This is a genomic window from Mixta intestinalis, from assembly GCF_009914055.1.
GTDB classification, from domain to species: domain Bacteria; phylum Pseudomonadota; class Gammaproteobacteria; order Enterobacterales; family Enterobacteriaceae; genus Mixta; species Mixta intestinalis.
The window spans coordinates 575,150-592,873 of sequence record NZ_CP028271.1; the positions used below are offsets into that span (position 1 = coordinate 575,150).

Below are 17,724 nucleotides of genomic sequence, written 5' to 3' on the forward strand. Positions count from 1 at the left end.
TTCCGGTACACTTTAATCTGAATGATTTGCTGACCTGTCACAGCGAGACGGCAGGACACAGAAGGAAAAATATATGCACCAAACGCAGGTTGATATCGCCGTGGTTGGCGGAGGTATGGTTGGCGCGGCGTTGGCCAGCGGGCTGACGCAGCAGGGCTTTCAGGTGGCGGTGCTGGAGCGTGATACGCCGCCCGCGTTTCATCCGGAGGCACCGCCCGATATTCGCATTTCGGCTATCGGCTGCGCCTCGGTCGCGTTATTAAAAGAGCTGGAGGCGTGGCCCGGCGTGATGCAGATGCGCTGTGCACCTTATCGTCGCCTGGAAACCTGGGAGTGGCAGACAGCGCGGGTGCAGTTTGATGCGCAGAGCCTGGGGCTGCCGGAGTTAGGTTACATGGTCGAGAATAATGTGCTGCAACTGGCGCTATGGCAGCGATTGCAACAGCAACCGGTAACGCTGTTCGCACCGGCAAAATTATCGACGCTTGAGCAATATAATGGCGGCTGGCGGCTGACGCTGGAGGAAGGGCAGCAGCTTACTGCCCGGCTGGTAATCGGCGCTGACGGGGCGAATTCGCAGATACGTCAGCTGACCGGTATCGGCATTCAGGGCTGGAATTACAGTCAGTCCTGCATGTTGATTAGTGTCGAACTGGAGCGTGAGGCAGGCGATACCACCTGGCAGCATTTTACGCCTGACGGCCCGCACGCGCTGCTGCCGCTTTATGGCCGCTGGGCCTCACTGGTCTGGTATGACAGCCCGGCGCGCATCCGTCAGCTACAGGCGCTGCCGCCGGAGCAGCTGGAAAAAGAGGTCGCCCGCTGCTTCCCGGCGCGTCTGGGGCGCTTTCGCGTCCATCAGGCGGCTTCCTTCCCACTGGTACGCCGCCACGCCAGCCGCTATGTGCTGCCAGGCGTAGCGTTGGTAGGCGATGCGGCACATACCATCAATCCGCTCGCGGGGCAGGGGGTTAATCTCGGCTATCGCGATGTTGATGCGCTAATCGATGTGTTGACCACGGCGCGTAATCAGGCCGAAGACTGGGCTTCCGAGCGCGTGCTGTTGCGTTATCAGCGTCAGCGTCAGCGGGATAATTTGCTGATGCAGAGCGGTATGGATTTCTTCTATTTTACCTTCAGTAATCGCCTGGTGCCGCTACGGCTACTGCGTAACGTCGGATTAATGGCGGCGGAGCGCGCGGGTGTGTTGAAGCGTCAGGCATTGCGTTACGCGTTAGGACTGTAAATTTGAGCGGGCAGGGAAACCTGCCCGTTAAAAGAGCTGAATCGCAGACGCAAAAAAGCCCGCAAAAGCGGGCTTTTTCACACTGTTTGGCTGGGGTGCAGGGATTCGAACCCCGGAATGCCGGAATCAGAATCCGGTGCCTTACCGCTTGGCGACACCCCAATAAATTGGGATAAACAGTTTGTAATTGGCTGGGGTACGAGGATTCGAACCTCGGAATGCCGGAATCAGAATCCGGTGCCTTACCGCTTGGCGATACCCCAATAAATTGGTGGCTACGACGGGATTTGAACCTGTGACCCCATCATTATGAGTGATGTGCTCTAACCAGCTGAGCTACGTAGCCAGACTTCACTGCTTCATTCTGGTGTGGCTGGGATACCTGGATTCGAACCAGGGAATGCCGGTATCAAAAACCGGTGCCTTACCGCTTGGCGATATCCCAATATCCGAACACGTATCTGTGTTACACCAGAATGATGGCTGGGGTACCTGGATTCGAACCAGGGAATGCCGGTATCAAAAACCGGTGCCTTACCGCTTGGCGATACCCCATCCGCTGCCGATGACTAAAATGGTGCGGGAGGCGAGACTTGAACTCGCACACCTTGCGGCGCCAGAACCTAAATCTGGTGCGTCTACCAATTTCGCCACTCCCGCAAAAAAGATGGTGGCTACGACGGGATTTGAACCTGTGACCCCATCATTATGAGTGATGTGCTCTAACCAGCTGAGCTACGTAGCCATCTTTTTTTCGCGTTACCTTCATCGGCGTTGCGGGGCGCATTATGCGTATTGCGCTCAACAGCGTCAACAAGTTTTTTGCCGTTTTTCCTTGTTCCCGCATCGTTTGACTGGCTTATAACCAGCATGATGAGAAAAAAGACAATTTTTGATCGTAACTGCAGCAGAAGCAATAAAGAACGGGCCGTAAAGGCCCGAATTACGTTGCGCTAAAGGCGAACAGGTTAGTAGGCGGACTGGTGCACGCCAACCGCGCGGCCTGACGGATCGTCCATTTTTTTGAAGGCTTCGTCCCATTCAATCGCTTTAGCAGAAGAGCAGGCGACGGAAGGGCCGCCCGGTACGCATTCTGCCGCGCTCGGCAGCGGGAACAGCTCTTCAAAGATCTCACGATAGAGGTAGCCCTCTTTAGACGTCGGCGTGTTGTACGGGAAGCGATAGTGAGCGGTCTGTAGCTGCTGATCGCTTACCTGCTGCTGCGCCACTTCTTTCAGCGTATCGATCCAGCTATAGCCGACGCCATCAGAAAACTGCTCTTTCTGACGCCACACTACGCTTTCCGGCAGATAGGAGGAGAAGCACTCGCGCAGAATGTGTTTTTCCATTTTGCCGTTGCTGCCGCACATTTTATCCTGCGGGTTAATGCTCATCGCCACGTCGAGGAATTTCTTGTCGAGGAAAGGCACGCGTGCCTCCACGCCCCAGGCGGCCATCGATTTGTTGGCACGCGCGCAGTCATACATATGCAGCGCCAGCAGCTTGCGCACGTTTTCATCATGGAACTCTTGCGCGTTCGGTGCTTTGTGGAAGTAAAGATAGCCGCCAAACACCTCGTCGGCCCCTTCGCCGGAAAGCACCATTTTGATTCCCATCGCTTTAATCATGCGCGACATCAGGTACATCGGCGTTGAGGCGCGGATGGTGGTGACGTCATACGTTTCGATGTGATAGATCACGTCGCGAATCGCATCCAGCCCTTCCTGCACGGTAAAGTGAAGTTCGTGGTGCACCGTGCCGAGATGGTCCGCCACTTTTTTCGCTGCCTGTAAATCGGGTGAACCAGCCAGGCCGATGGCGAAAGAGTGCAGCTGCGGCCACCAGGCTTCGCTTTGATCGTGATCCTCAACGCGTTTTGCCGCGAAACGCTTGGTGATGGCAGAAATAATTGAGGAATCAAGCCCGCCGGAGAGCAGTACGCCATAAGGTACGTCAGACATCAGGTGGCTTTTTACTGATTCTTCCAGCGCGTCTTTCAGTGCGGCGGCGTCAGTGACCTTATCGGCTACGTTGCGATACTCCATCCAGTCACGCTGGTAGTAGCGACGCATTTCACCATCGGTGCTGGAGAGATAGCTTCCCGGCGGGAATTCTTTAATAGAACGACAGACCGGCACCAGCGATTTCATTTCTGAAGAGACAAACAGGTTGCCGTGCTCGTCGTTCCCCATATAAAGCGGAATAATACCGATATGATCGCGGCCAATCAGCCAGGTTTTCTTTTCGCTGTCGTAGAGAATAAAGGCGAACATACCCTGCAGGTCGTCAAGGAAATCGACGCCTTTTTCCTGGTAAAGTGCCAGAATAACTTCACAGTCGGAGCCGGTCTGAAACTCGTAGCGATCGCTCAGCTCTGCGCGCAGTGCCTGATGGTTATAGATTTCCCCATTGACGGCCAGCACATGCGTGCGGGCGGCGTTGTAAAGCGGCTGAGCGCCGTTGTTTACGTCAACAATAGAAAGACGCTCATGAACCAAAATGGCATGTTCGTCAGCGTAAACGCCAGACCAGTCCGGTCCACGGTGACGCATTAAACGGGAAAGCTCCAGCGCTTTTTTACGCAGTTCGGAAGCATCGCTTTTCAGATCGAGTACACCAAAAATTGAACACATAACCTGCTCCTGATCTCACCTTCAAGGTGATGTTGTCATTGAGTGATGTTGGATGCGCAACGTTTGTCGTTGCGTGATGAATATGAAAATGCGCTATTTACTGCATACAATGCAAGTGGTTTCCCATTTTTCTGATAAAAAGATTGACAGCTTCCGCATAAAATTGAATTTCATCTAATAAAAAGGCCATAAAATTGATGAATCAGCAAAAAATGCCGGGGTGCGGATAAAAGTCAGGCTTTCGGAGAAGGGGAGCAGGATAAAAAAACCAGCCGCAGGAGGCTGGTTAGTGCAGATTAATCTTCTAACAGATGCTGTAGTAAAGTGCCGTTAAGCATGGCACGTTTCGCCAGCGCAAAGGCACCGATAGCGGAACGATGATTCAGCGCGGAACGGACTACCGGTAAATTTTTGCGGAACGCCTTTAACGCCTGAGTATTAATGCAGCCCTCGATCGCCGGAAACAGCACCTTTTCTGCCTCGGTAATTTCCCCTGCCAGCACGATTTTTTGCGGATTAAATAAATTAATAGCGATGGCGATCGCTTTGCCGAGATAGCGTCCGGCATGTTCAATGACTTCCATTGCCAGCGCATCACCGCGGTTCGCTGCCTTGCCGATCGTCTGAATAGTGCAATCGTTCAGCGTCAATGTACTGGGATAGCCCTGCTGTAACAGATGACGTACGCGATTTTCCAGCGCACCGTTGGCGGCGATGGTTTCCAGGCAGCCGAAGTTACCGCAATGACAGCGCTCGCCCAGCGGATCGACCTGAATATGGCCTATCTCACCGACGTTGCCGTTGCTGCCGAGAAAGATCTGTCCATTGGCGATAATGCCTGCTCCGGTGCCGCGATGCAGACGCACCAGAATGGAGTCGGCGCAGTCGCGACTTGCACCAAAATAGTGTTCCGCCAGTGCCAGGCTGCGAATATCGTGCCCGACGAAGCTGGTAACGTTGAAACGCTGCTGTAGGTTAGCCACCAGCGGCCAGTTATCCACCGCAATATGCGGCATATAACGGATAACGCCATTATCCGGATCGACCAGTCCCGGCAGGATAACGGCAATAGCGATTAGCTCGCGCAGCTTGCGCTGGTGGGATTCGCTAAAATGGGTAATGGCGTTAAACAGCGCGTGCTCCAGCGTTTCCTGGGTGCGCTCCGGCAGCGGGTAATGCTCTTCCGCCAGCGATTTGCCGCTCAGATCGTAGAGCGTTACCGTGGCATCATGGCGCCCCAATCTGACGCCAATGGTATGGAAGTTGCGGGTTTCAGTTATGATAGAGATAGCGCGGCGTCCACCGGTGGACGCCTGCTGGTCCACCTCTTTTATCAGGCCGCGCTCAATAAGCTGGCGTGTAATCTTCGTGACGCTGGCGGGAGCAAGGTGGCTGTGTTCCGCAATCTGAATGCGGGATATCGGGCCTTGCTGATCGATAAGGCGGTAAACCGCTGCGCTGTTTAGCTGCTTTACAAGATCGACATTACCTATTTGTGCATGGCCGCCAGTGGTCATTAATGATTACTCGCTAAAGACTTCGTTACCGTTAACGATGGTCTTGATGATATGAAAATCACGCGTGAAGACGGCCAGGTTTGCGACTTTTCCCGCTTCAATTGAACCCAGCTGCTTATCTACGCCCATTGCCCGGGCTGGATAAAGCGTTGCCATTCTCAGGGCTTCATCCAGTGAAATCCCAACCTGTTCAACGCAGTTGCGTATTCCCTCGATCATGGTCAGCGCCGATCCGCTAAGCGTTCCGTTTTCATCAACGCACAGCCCGTCCCGATAGTATATTGTTTTGCCAGCAAAAATGAACTGGTCAATAGATGCTCCTGCCGCTGCCGTTGCATCGGTGACTAAAACCAGCTTGTCTCCCTTAATGCGTTTAGCGTTACGCACGTTGGCATAGTGCACGTGCAGACCATCAATAATAATGCCGCAATAGACTTCAGGCGTATCAAGCAGAGCGCCGATCAGGCCAGGTTCACGTCCGGTCAGTGCGGGCATGGCGTTATAAAGATGTGTTGCAAAACTGATGCCCGCAGCAAAGCCGTTACGTGCTTCAGCATAGGTGGCGTGAGAGTGTCCGGCAGAGATAATAATACCGGCCTCACGCAGCTGGCGGATAACGTGCGTATCCACCATTTCAGGTGCCAGCGTGATTTTGGTAATCGCTGCGGCGTTATCGCACAGAAACTGTACCAGCGCCGGATCGGGTTTGCGGATCAGTTCTGCGCGATGCGTCCCTTTTTTCGCCACGCTAAGCCATGGTCCTTCAAGATGCAGGCCCAGCGCCTGGTGTGGATGCAGCGCCAGCCAGCTCTGCATTACTTCTACCGCACGAATCATTAGCTCGTCGGAGCTGGTAATCAGCGTCGGCAGGAAGCTGGTGCAGCCCGATTTCTCATTCGCCTTTTGCATAATAGCGAGCGTTTCCAGGCTCAGCGCATCGAGACTGTCATTAAACTGCACGCCGCCGCAGCCGTTAAGCTGAACGTCGATAAAACCGGGAGACACAATTGCGCCGCCCACGTCACGCTGTTCACACTGCGCTGGCAGCTCGTTGTGCGGACAGACCCGTTCAATCAGGCCGTCTTTAATGACCACGGCATGATTATCCAGAATTTCGTGGCCGGTAAACAGGCGGCCATTCACTAAAGCGTACATAATATTCTCCCGACTCAGGCGGCGTCTGTCCGGCACTCCTGCCGGACAGAAGGTTAACTCTGGTGCTTACAGGCCCTGCATATTTTCCGCTTCCATTTCGCGGAAATATTTAACCGTTTTTACTTTAAGTTCCATGGTGGCAGGCTCATCGCACACCACCACGGCTTTAGCATGGAGCTGCAGGCAGCTGATGGTCCACATATGGTTGACGTTGCCTTCTACCGCCGCCTGGAGCGCCTGTGCTTTTACGTGCCCGGTCACCAGAATCATCACTTCTTCCGCGTCCAGCAGCGTACCTACACCTACTGTCAGGGCATATTTCGGCACCTGATTAACGTCGCCGTCAAAGAAGCGCGAGTTAGCTACGCGGGTATCGTGCGTCAGCGTTTTGATACGGGTGCGGGATGCCAGTGAGGAAGCCGGTTCGTTGAAGGCGATGTGTCCATCGTTACCTACGCCGCCCATAAAGAGATGGATTTTCCCATAAGCGCGAATCTTTTCTTCATACTGGCGACATTCTGCGTCAATATCCGCAGCATTTCCATTAAGAAGATTTATGTTTTCGCGGGGAATATCAACGTGATCGAAGAAATTTCGATACATAAAGCTGTGGTAGCTTTCCGGATGTTCTTTCGGCAGACCGACATACTCATCCATGTTAAAAGTCACCACATGTTTAAAGCTAACCTGGCCCGCTTTATGCATTTCAATTAAATGCTTGTATGCTTCCAGCGGCGTGCCGCCGGTTGGCAGACCAAGAACGAAAGGTCGATCGGCGGTGGGTTTAAATGCATTGATACGGTTTACAATATGGCGGGCGGCCCATTTACCTACCTGGGAAGCGTTCGCCAGAGGAATCAGTCTCATATTTTACCTCGTCTAAGCAATATTCAAGTCGATGGTGGACGGTAGAGCAATGTGCTAAGCGTAGGGCAAGGGAGCAGATCCTGGCCGCAGAGAGAAGCGCCGTCCTGATATTTTAGATCATAAAATAAGTTCTCAACGATAGCCAGAGGCTTTACCCGCAGAAATAAGATTATGGTGACAAAAGTCACAGACAGAGCGCTTTTAATTTGCGAAGCGAATTAAATTATTTTTACACTGCACTACGGAAGTGGATTTTCGGCAGGTTATCTGAGGAATGTGATAACAAGAGTAACAGCTTCAGGGGCCTTTTTATGCTTACAAGGGGAAAATAGTGAATATTCTAAGTTACTTGCAGAAGGTCGGGCGGGCACTAATGGTGCCGGTAGCTACGCTGCCTGCCGCGGCAATACTGATGGGCATCGGTTACTGGCTCGATCCTGACAGCTGGGGCGCGGGCAATGCGCTGGCGGCGCTGCTGATTAAATCGGGCGGCGCAATCATTGAACATATGCCAGCGCTGTTCGCCGTGGGCATCGCTTACGGGATGTCGAAAGATAAGGATGGTGCCGCCGCGCTTTCCGGCTTCGTCGGTTTTCTGGTCGTCACTACGCTTTGTTCTCCTGGCGCGGTAGCAATGATTCAGAAAATCCCGGTGGATCAGGTGCCTGCCGCTTTCAATAAAATCGACAACCAGTTTGTCGGTATCCTGGTAGGTATTCTTTCTGCGGAAGTCTATAACCGCTTCAGCCACGTTGAGCTGCCAAAAGCGCTATCGTTTTTTAGCGGACGTCGCCTGGTGCCGATCCTGGTTTCCTTCCTGATGATCTTCATCTCTTTCATCCTGATGTATATCTGGCCGGTTATTTTTAATGCGCTGGTGACCTTCGGTGAGCATATTCAGAAAATGGGTTCAGTGGGTGCGGGTGTTTACGCATTCTTCAACCGCCTGCTGATTCCGGTTGGTCTGCATCATGCGCTGAACTCCGTGTTCTGGTTTGACGTTGCCGGTATCAACGATATTCCTAACTTCCTGGGCGGTGCGCAGTCTATCGCTAATGGAAAAGGGATCGTGGGCGTAACCGGACAATATCAGGCTGGTTTCTTCCCAATCATGATGTTTGGTCTGCCCGGTGCTGCACTGGCTATCTATCAATGCGCGCGTCCTGAAAACCGTGCGAAAGTGGGCGGTATCATGCTGGCCGCTGCGTTTGCCGCATTCTTTACCGGTATTACCGAACCGCTGGAGTTCTCCTTCATGTTCGTCGCCCCGGTACTGTATGTGATTCACGCGGTGCTGACCGGTATTTCCGTATTCATTTCCGCCAACATGCAGTGGATTTCCGGCTTCGGCTTTAGTGCTGGCCTGGTGGATATGGCACTGCAGTCACGTAACCCGCTGGCGCATCATTGGTATATGCTGATTCCGCAGGGCATCGTGTTCTTTGGGATTTACTATCTGGTGTTCCGCTTCACTATCCAAAAATTCAACCTGTTGACGCCGGGACGCGAGCTGGCCGTTTCCGGTGACGAGAGCGATGGCTATGATGTGAACGTTGAAGAGGCCGGACAGGGCGAAACGGAAACGGAATCACTGGCGCGTCGTTATATTAGTGCGGTAGGTGGCTCAGAAAACCTGACCCATATCGATGCCTGTATTACCCGCCTGCGCCTGAACGTTAAAGACAGCGCGGTGCTGAATGAAAGCCTGGCCAAACGCCTCGGCGCATCCGGCGTTATTCGTCTGAACAAACAGAGCGTGCAGATCATTGTCGGTACGCAGGCTGAATCTATTGCATCTGCGATGAAAACCGTGCTGGCAAAAGGACCGGTCGCCGCTGCCTCTGGCGCTGTTGCTCCAGCGACGCCGGTTGAGAAAGTTGCGCCTGCGGTTACTGCTGCTAACACACAGCCTTTCGCAACGCTGCTGGCACCGGTGAGCGGTGAAATCGTACCGATTGAGCAGGTACCGGATGAAGCCTTTGCCAGCAAAGCCGTAGGTGAAGGCGTGGCGATTAAGCCTACCGATAAAACGGTTGTAGCACCGCTGGCAGGTACGGTAGTGAAAATCTTTAACACTAACCATGCGTTCTGCCTGGAAAGCACCGATGGCGTTGAAATTGTGGTGCACATGGGGCTGGATACCGTGGCGCTGGAAGGCAAAGGCTTTAAACGACTGGTAGAAGAGGGCGCAACCGTCGCCGCCGGTGAGCCGGTGCTGGAGATGGATCTCGACTTCCTGAATGCCAACGCCCGTTCCATGATCAGCCCGGTGGTGGTCAGTAATGTTGATGACTTCGCTGGTATTCATCTGCTGGCGTCCGGCAGCGTGGTAGCAGGCGAAAGCGAACTGTACGAAATCCGCAAATAACGCACCTTTGTGTGAAACCTCTACGGGCAGGAAGCGATTCCTGCCTTTTTTCTTCTCTGGTGCTAACAAACGGTTGTTTCTCTTGCGCGCTTTGTGGATCATAATCCGTTATTTCATGGTCGAAACGATCAGACATTTCGTGTTGAGGATACAGTGATGAGTGAGGCTGAAGCCCGCCCAACTAATTTTATTCGTCAGATCATTGACGAAGATTTGGCGAGCGGTAAACACAGCAGTGTGCATACCCGTTTTCCACCGGAGCCGAATGGCTATCTGCATATTGGTCACGCAAAGTCGATTTGCCTGAATTTCGGCATTGCGCAGGATTATCAGGGGCAGTGTAACCTGCGTTTTGATGATACTAATCCGGCGAAAGAGGATATCGAGTATGTCGAGTCCATTAAGCAGGATGTGCAGTGGCTGGGTTTCCAGTGGAGTGGCGACATCCGTTACTCCTCCAATTATTTCGATCAGCTGTATAACTACGCGCTTGAGCTGATCAATAAAGGTCTGGCCTACGTTGATGAGCTGTCGCCGGAGCAGATCCGTGAATATCGCGGCACGCTGACCTCGCCGGGCAAGAACAGTCCATATCGCGATCGCAGCGTGGAAGAGAACCTGGCGCTGTTTGAAAAAATGCGCAACGGCGAGTTTGCCGAAGGCGCGGCCTGCCTGCGGGCGAAAATCGATATGGCTTCCAACTTTATCGTGATGCGCGATCCGGTGCTCTACCGCGTTAAATTCGCCGAGCACCACCAGACCGGCAACAAGTGGTGCATCTACCCGATGTATGACTTCACCCACTGTATTTCCGATGCGCTGGAAGGCATTACGCACTCGCTCTGTACGCTGGAGTTCCAGGATAACCGCCGTCTTTACGACTGGGTGCTGGATAACATCACTATCCCGGTACATCCGCGTCAGTATGAGTTCTCACGCCTTAACCTCGAATACGCCATCATGTCCAAGCGTAAGCTGAACCTGCTGGTATCAGAAAAAGTGGTGGAGGGATGGGACGATCCGCGCATGCTGACCGTTTCCGGCCTGCGTCGTCGTGGCTATACCGCCGCTTCGATTCGCGAGTTCTGTCGTCGTATCGGCGTCACCAAGCAGGATAACATCGTCGAGATGGCTGCGCTGGAATCGTGCGTGCGCGATGACCTGAACGAAAACGCACCGCGTGCGATGGCGGTACTCGATCCGCTGAAAGTCGTAATTGAAAACCTGCCTGCCGGTCATGAAGAGATGATTACGATGCCAAATCATCCTAACAAACCGGAAATGGGAACGCGTATCGTGCCGTTCAGCCGCGAAATCTGGATCGACCGCGCTGATTTCCGTGAGGAAGCCAACAAACAGTACAAGCGTCTGGTACTGGGCAAAGAGGTGCGTCTGCGTAACGCTTATGTGATCCGCGCTGAGCGAGTGGCGAAAGATGAAGCGGGCAACATTACCTGTATCTTCTGTACCTGTGACGTGGATACGCTGAGCAAAGATCCGGCGGACGGACGTAAAGTGAAAGGCGTCATTCACTGGGTGTCGGCGGAGCATGCGGCAGCGGCGGAATTCCGCCTGTACGATCGCCTGTTCAGCGTGCCTAATCCGGCGGCGGCGGAAGATTTTCTTACCACCATTAATCCGGAATCGCTGGTTATCAAACACGGCTTTGTTGAGCCGGGTCTGGCGCAGGCGGAAGCGACCTCACCTTATCAGTTTGAGCGTGAAGGTTATTTCTGTGCCGACAGCGTTTACTCCAGCCCGCAGCATCTAGTATTTAACCGTACCGTTGGCCTGCGTGATACCTGGGCGAAAAGCGGCGAATAACCCCCCATTAACGGCGATCGGGCGGCTCAATGAGCCGCCTTTTTTATGCACTATTCTCAGCATTAGGCTAACGCCTGCCACGCCAGCCCTGATGTTATCTGCTCTCTTTTTAATCGGCTAATAATGTAGTCACGATAAAAACGAACGGTTTTTATTTATGTACTAGTGCATGAGTTCACTATCAGGTAGAATGTTTTTCACAGTAGCCGTTCTGCCAGACAGAACGCTATCTGAACAAAAAATAAACAAATAACATTCTGAGGTTATCTTATGGAAGCAGCGGTTTCCGTCAATAAGCTCCCTTCTGTCCTTTGGGGTACGCTGATTATTACCGGCACCGTTGTCGGTGCTGGCATGTTTTCTCTGCCGGTGGTGATGTCCGGCGCCTGGTTTAGCTGGTCGGCGGCGATTCTGCTGTTAACCTGGCTCTGTATGCTGCTCTCCGGGCTGATGTTTCTGGAAGCCAGCCTGCATTATCCGACCGGTGCGGGCTTTGATACTCTGACGCGCGATCTGCTTGGCGCACGCTGGAATCTGCTTAACGGCACCTCGATCGCTTTTGTGCTGGGTATTCTGACCTACGCCTATATTTCTGCCAGCGGAGCAATTTTGCAGCACACGTTCGCCACGTTACATCTGCCGGTTTCCGCCAGAATGGCCGGGCTGGGCTTTACGCTACTGGTGGCGCTGTTCGTCTGGCTTGGCACCGCCGTGGTCAGCCGCGTGACGCTGATTTTCCTCGGCGCAAAAGTGATTACTTTCTTCCTGCTGTTTGGCGGCCTGCTGGGGCACGTTAAGCCAGCGCTGTTACTGGACGCGGGCGGTAACGAAACAGACTATCTGCGTTATGTCTGGATGGTAATTCCGTTTTGCCTCGCCTCCTTTGGCTATCACGGCAATATTTCCGGGCTGATTGGTTATTACCGTCATGATGGTAAGAAGGTGGCGCGCTGTCTGCTGTTGGGGACCGTAGCGGCGCTGGTTATCTATCTGGTGTGGATTATCGGCACCATGGGTAATATTCCTCGCGGTGATTTTATCGCTATCGCCCAGCGCGGCGGTAATATTGATGCGCTGGTGGAGGCGCTAAGCGGGCTGCTACAGAGCGCCTCGCTGAGTAAACTACTGACGATTTTCAGCACTTTCGCCGTAGCCAGCTCTTTCCTCGGCGTCACGCTGGGGCTGTTTGATTATCTGGCTGATCTGCTGCGCTTTGATAACAGCGGCACCGGGCGTCTGAAAACGACGCTGACAACATTTTTCCTGCCGCTGGCGGCGGCAATGATTTGGCCGAATGGTTTCTTGCTGGCGATTGGCTACGCCGGACTGGCGGCGACGATTTGGGCGGTGATTACCCCGGCACTGCTGGCACATCAAGCCAGAAAACGCTTCCCCCAGGCGCAGGGATGGCGTTTAAAGGGCGGCAGGCTGCCCATCGTATTGGTATTGCTGTTTGCTACCTTAAATATCGTCGTTTCGCTGCTCAGTTATGTCGATCTGCTGCCAGTATATGCCCGTTAATCCTTTCTCAGGACGACAACCGTCGTCCTGTTCTTTCATTTTATTTATTTCCCGCATTCCAATTAAAAATAAGTTATCTACTTAATTAAAGACAATTAGGTCTTTATTTAGACTTATTAATATATATATTCCTTAATAATAAAAAGATAGCCTGCTTATATTTCTAATGCGACGGAATTAAGTTTATTTATTTGTTAATTACCGCATCCTTTTATGTGCCCCATGTCATGTTTTAATAAAACATATGTATTTCCTTATTGATAATTCGCGACGCGAAAAATATCCTAGCAACGCAACGAGAAGCTCCTTAGCTATTGTTGTTCATGATTTTTTAATTTTTCCGTCAAAGAGGAATACCCATGCGCACCTTACCAGGGAAGCGTAAGGCCGCCTGTTGTTCGGCGGCTGTAATAACCGCGCTAACTACTTTTATTACCCCGCCTGTTCGTGCTACCGGCTTTATTGAAGATTCGTCATTAAAAGGGGCCGTTTATTATTGGCAGCGGCAGCGCGACAGAAAAGAGGTTGATAAGAGCAGCGAACATTACGGCAAATACCGGGAGAACTTACATCACGCCACGTTAAACAGCAGCCTTGATTTTAATTCGGGCTACGCTGCCGATATTATCGGGTTGGATCTGGCCGTTTTCGGCGCGGTTGAAATGAGTAACAGCGGCCCGGCGGCACCGAATGAAATTGGTTTCAGCCGTGGAAAAACGCGCTGGGATGAAGACTGGAGCGGCGATCGCAGCGGCACCAGTCTTTATAAAGCAGCGTTAAAAATGAAAGTAGATGATTACTGGCTGCGCGCGGGTTATATCCAGCCGCAGGGGCAAACGCTGCTGGCACCGCACTGGAGCTTTTTACCCGGCACCTATCGTGGCGTTGAAGCAGGATTTAGTCAGGATTACGCCGAAGCGGGCAAGCTTGAAATGTCCTATATGTGGACCGACCGTTATAAAGCCCCCTGGTATCGACATATCTATCGCTTTCGTCAGGCCGATGGTAAAACCGGCATCTCCTGGCTACACGCGGTCGGCGCTCGTTACGATTTCAACAATCAGCTGATCCTGGAAGCCTCATGGGGCCAGGCGGCAGATTATATGGACCAGTATTTTGCTAAAGCTTCATGGAGTACACCGCTTGGCGATAGCGATTTACGCACCAGCTATCAGTTCTACGGTGCGCACGATCGGGAGAGCGGCGGGGCAAACAACAGCAACGATGTTTATGACGGCATGGCCTGGCTTCAGGCGCTGACCTTTGGCTATACCTGGGGGCCGTTTGACTGGCGACTCGAAGGGACCTGGGTTAAAGCCGAAGGCAACCAGGGCTTTTTCCTGCAGCGTATGACGCCATCCTACGCCAGTTCTAACGGCAGGCTGGATATCTGGTGGGATGCACGCTCTGACTGGAACGCCAACGGAGAAAAAGCCATTTTTGCTGGCGTAATCTATGACCTCAGCCAGTGGGACATGGCGGGCTGGAAGGTTGGCGCTTCCTGGGCCTACGGCTGGGATGCCAAACCGAGCAGCAATCCGCAATGGGACCAGAGCCAGCGCATCAGAGAATCTGCCTGGAATCTCGATCTGATTTACACCATCCAGGAGGGCAGGGCGAAGGATACGCTGTTTAAGCTGCATTTTACCCGCTATGACAACCACAGCGACGTTCCCAGCTTCGGCGGCGGCTACGGCAACATGTTCCAGGACGAAAAAGACGTGAAATTTATCGTCATTGCACCTTTCACCATCTTTTAAACAGAACAGGCAGCTACGGCTGCCTCCGGGCAACGGCTATAACGGCAATCGCCTGCGGCTGACCGGCAGTACGCGGTGAAGGAAAGCCCACGCGACAGGACGAATAAGGGGAAAACATGAAACGTTTAACGCTGTCAGCGCTAATTATGGCGACGCTGGCGGGATGCAGCAGCGACGCAATGCAGGCGCAGCGGGTTGTGGATCAGGTAAGTCAATTTGGCGTGCGTTACGAAGTAACCGATAACCAGGCTGCCCTGCACGGCACCGACTGCGCCGCGTTGGGGGCTGACTGGGCCGCCTGTAACCGGGCAACCATTACCCTGACAAATAATGGTCCGGCGCTGACCAGCCGCAACTGGGCGATCTACATGAGTAATGTTCATGCGACGATTAAGATCGACAGCGATCGGTTCAGGATCGTGCATGTTAATGGCGATCTGACGCGTCTGGAGCCCACTGAGAAATTTACCGGCATCGGCGCAGGGGAATCGATCGCGATCCCCCTGATCAATGAATACTGGCAGCTGTTTATTACCGATGTGATGCCGCGCTGGTATGTGACGGCGGAAAACGCCCAGCCGCGCATTATCGCCAGTACCGACACCGAAGATTTGACGCAGTTTGTTGCGCCCTTTAACGATCGCTGGAAGCGGACCGCTGATGATAAAAATATACTGATGCAGCCTGCCAGCCGTTTTTTGAAAAACAGTGATATCGCCGTGCTGCCGACGGCGGCGCTGCGTGGACAAATTACCCCAACCCCGCTGGCGTTAAAAGTTCACCCGCAGGATCTTGATTTAAGCAAAGGCGTTGCCTTTGATTTGCTGACGCTGCCGGATAATCAGGCACAGGTGATTAAAGCGCGCTTTGCGCTGCTGGGCGTGAAGGAAAACAGCGGCGGTGTTCCTTTGCGTACCACCATTCGTCAGGCGGATTTTAGCGGTGAACGTGCGGTAAGCGGGGCTTATCATCTCAGCATCAGCCCGCGGGGTATTGAGCTGACCGGCTACGACAGCGCCGGTGTCTTTTACGGGCTGATGTCGGTAGCATCGTTGCTGCCTGCTGAAGGGCTGCCGGTGATTGCAACGCTGGAAGCACAGGATGCACCGCGCTTTGCCTACCGTGGCGCTTTCCTTGATGTGGCGCGTAACTTCCACAGCAAGCAGGCGGTAATGCGTATGCTGGATCAGATGGCCGCGTGGAAAATGAACAAATTTCACTTCCATCTCAGCGACGATGAAGCCTGGCGTATCGCTATCCCTGGTCTGCCGGAGCTTACCGAGGTAGGTAGCCAGCGCTGCCACGATCTTAGCGAACAGCGTTGCCTGTTGCCGCAGCTCGGTTCTGGTCCCTTTAACAATAACAACGGCAGCGGCTTTTTCAGCCGGGCGGATTACATCGATATCGTTAAATATGCCCAGGCACGCCATATTGAGGTGATCCCGGAAATCGATATGCCTGCGCACGCACGCGCCGCCGTCATCTCAATGGAAGCACGTTATCAGCGCCTGATGAAAGCGGGCGAAACAGAAAAAGCAGAAGAGTATCGGCTGCGCGATCCGCTTGATACCTCTGAAACGACCTCCGTTCAGCTTTACGATCGTACCAGCTATCTCAATCCCTGCCTCGCCTCTTCACAGCGCTTTGTCGATAAGGTTATCGGCGAAATTCAGGCGATGCATAAAGAAGCCGGGCAGCCGCTGTCTACCTGGCACTTTGGCGGCGACGAGGCTAAAAATATTCGCCTTGGCGCAGGCTACAGCGATAAACAGCAGCCGCAGCCTGGTACCGGCCTGATTGACCGCAGCCAGGAAAATCGCCCCTGGGAAAAATCGCTCGCCTGTCAGAAAATGATTGCGGCTGGTGAAGTGAAAGATCTCGATCATCTGCCGAGCTATTTTGCGCTGGCGGTCAGCAGTAAGGTACATGCGCACGGTATCGAACGTATGCAGGCCTGGCAGGATGGCGTGAAACATGCGGAGAACGCTGCCGCCTTCGCCACGCCAAAAGTGGCGGTTAACTTCTGGGATACACTTTACTGGGGCGGCTTTGACAGCGCTAACGACTGGGCCAATAAAGGCTACGATGTGATTATCTCTAACCCCGACTACGTCTATATGGATTTCCCTTATGAGGTGAACCCGTTAGAGCGTGGCTACTATTGGGGAACGCGCTATAGCGATGAACGTAAGATGTTTAGCTTTGCGCCAAATAACCTACCGCAAAATGCGGAGACCTCAGTCGATCGTGATGGCAAAACCTTTACGGCACGCTCTGATAAACCCTGGCCCGGAGCCTGGGGGCTGTCGGCGCAGCTGTGGAGTGAAACCGTACGTACCGACGACCAGATGGAATATATGATCTTCCCGCGCCTGTTTACCGTAGCGGAGCGCGCCTGGCATCGTGCCTCCTGGGAGCAGGATTATCAGCCGGGGCGTGAATATCAGGGTGGCGTCACGCAGTTTGTCGATCGTCAGGCGTTAAACCGCGACTGGCAGCGTTTCGCCAATATTCTGGGGCAACGTGAGCTGGCGAAGCTGGATAAAGTCGGTATCGCTTACCGCCTGCCGGTGCCGGGCGCGCAAATTCGCAACGGCAAGCTGGAGGCGAACCTTGCGCTGCCGGGTCTGGCTATCGAATACTCGCTGGATGGCGGTAAAGGCTGGCTGCGCTATGACGAGCGGATGAAGCCTACGGTTGCTGAAGGCAGTAGCGTTATGGTACGCAGCGTCAGCCCGGATGGAGAGCGCTACAGCCGCAGCGAAGCGCTCTGATTGAAAACGTTGGGGCAGGCTTTTACGCTTGCCCGGCGTCACAAAGCCATAAAAAAACC

10 protein-coding genes and 7 tRNA genes are annotated in these 17,724 nt (G+C 53.4%); 6 read left to right on the forward strand and 11 right to left on the reverse strand.

Annotation, left to right across the window (positions count from 1 at the left end):
- Window positions 1-73: 73 nt before the first annotated feature.
- On the forward strand, window positions 74-1,246 hold the full coding sequence (ubiF, locus tag C7M51_RS02655; RefSeq protein ID WP_160620272.1) for a 3-demethoxyubiquinol 3-hydroxylase: 1,173 nt from the start codon (window positions 74-76) through the stop codon (window positions 1,244-1,246).
- An 87-nt stretch (window positions 1,247-1,333) separates the two neighbouring features.
- On the opposite strand, the gene C7M51_RS02660 is transcribed toward ubiF, so the two are convergent.
- From C7M51_RS02660 to nagB, 11 genes are all read right to left on the reverse strand, one after another.
- A tRNA-Gln gene (locus C7M51_RS02660) sits at window positions 1,334-1,408 on the reverse strand.
- A gap of 26 nt (window positions 1,409-1,434) precedes the next feature.
- A tRNA-Gln gene (locus C7M51_RS02665) sits at window positions 1,435-1,509 on the reverse strand.
- A gap of 6 nt (window positions 1,510-1,515) precedes the next feature.
- Window positions 1,516-1,592, reverse strand: a tRNA-Met gene (locus tag C7M51_RS02670).
- Between the two features lie 24 nt (window positions 1,593-1,616).
- A tRNA-Gln gene (locus C7M51_RS02675) sits at window positions 1,617-1,691 on the reverse strand.
- A 35-nt stretch (window positions 1,692-1,726) separates the two neighbouring features.
- A tRNA-Gln gene (locus C7M51_RS02680) sits at window positions 1,727-1,801 on the reverse strand.
- A 20-nt stretch (window positions 1,802-1,821) separates the two neighbouring features.
- Window positions 1,822-1,906: transfer RNA gene (locus C7M51_RS02685), tRNA-Leu, on the reverse strand.
- 8 nt (window positions 1,907-1,914) lie between these two features.
- Window positions 1,915-1,991: transfer RNA gene (locus C7M51_RS02690), tRNA-Met, on the reverse strand.
- A 223-nt stretch (window positions 1,992-2,214) separates the two neighbouring features.
- The gene (gene asnB, locus C7M51_RS02695; RefSeq protein WP_160620274.1) at window positions 2,215-3,879 is read right to left on the reverse strand and encodes an asparagine synthase B; all 1,665 of its coding nucleotides are present in this window, start codon (window positions 3,877-3,879) and stop codon (window positions 2,215-2,217) included.
- A gap of 296 nt (window positions 3,880-4,175) precedes the next feature.
- On the reverse strand, window positions 4,176-5,396 hold the full coding sequence (nagC, locus tag C7M51_RS02700) for a DNA-binding transcriptional regulator NagC (protein ID WP_160620276.1): 1,221 nt from the start codon (window positions 5,394-5,396) through the stop codon (window positions 4,176-4,178).
- Between the two features lie 6 nt (window positions 5,397-5,402).
- Entirely contained in the window at window positions 5,403-6,551 is a 1,149-nt protein-coding gene (gene nagA / locus C7M51_RS02705; protein WP_160620278.1) for an N-acetylglucosamine-6-phosphate deacetylase, read from the reverse strand.
- A gap of 66 nt (window positions 6,552-6,617) precedes the next feature.
- Complete coding sequence (nagB, locus tag C7M51_RS02710; protein ID WP_141176979.1) at window positions 6,618-7,418, reverse strand: glucosamine-6-phosphate deaminase; 801 nt, start codon at window positions 7,416-7,418, stop codon at window positions 6,618-6,620.
- A 337-nt stretch (window positions 7,419-7,755) separates the two neighbouring features.
- Between nagB and nagE the strand changes: the two genes are divergently transcribed.
- The 5 genes from nagE to C7M51_RS02735 all read left to right on the forward strand — a co-directional run bounded on the left by nagE (window position 7,756) and on the right by C7M51_RS02735 (window position 17,665).
- Window positions 7,756-9,786 carry an N-acetylglucosamine-specific PTS transporter subunit IIBC gene (nagE, locus tag C7M51_RS02715; RefSeq protein ID WP_160623544.1) on the forward strand — a complete coding sequence of 677 codons (2,031 nt, stop codon included), beginning with the start codon at window positions 7,756-7,758 and terminating at the stop codon, window positions 9,784-9,786.
- A 156-nt stretch (window positions 9,787-9,942) separates the two neighbouring features.
- Window positions 9,943-11,610: a glutamine--tRNA ligase gene (gene glnS / locus C7M51_RS02720; protein WP_160620280.1), complete on the forward strand. Its 1,668-nt coding sequence runs from the start codon at window positions 9,943-9,945 to the stop codon at window positions 11,608-11,610.
- A gap of 270 nt (window positions 11,611-11,880) precedes the next feature.
- A complete protein-coding gene (mtr, locus tag C7M51_RS02725) occupies window positions 11,881-13,131 on the forward strand; it encodes a tryptophan permease (RefSeq protein WP_160620282.1) in 1,251 nt (416 codons plus the stop codon).
- Window positions 13,132-13,490: 359 nt separating this feature from the next.
- A complete protein-coding gene (chiP, locus tag C7M51_RS02730; RefSeq protein ID WP_160620284.1) occupies window positions 13,491-14,891 on the forward strand; it encodes a chitoporin ChiP in 1,401 nt (466 codons plus the stop codon).
- A gap of 116 nt (window positions 14,892-15,007) precedes the next feature.
- On the forward strand, window positions 15,008-17,665 hold the full coding sequence (locus C7M51_RS02735) for a beta-N-acetylhexosaminidase (RefSeq protein WP_160620286.1): 2,658 nt from the start codon (window positions 15,008-15,010) through the stop codon (window positions 17,663-17,665).
- Window positions 17,666-17,724: the final 59 nt, after the last annotated feature.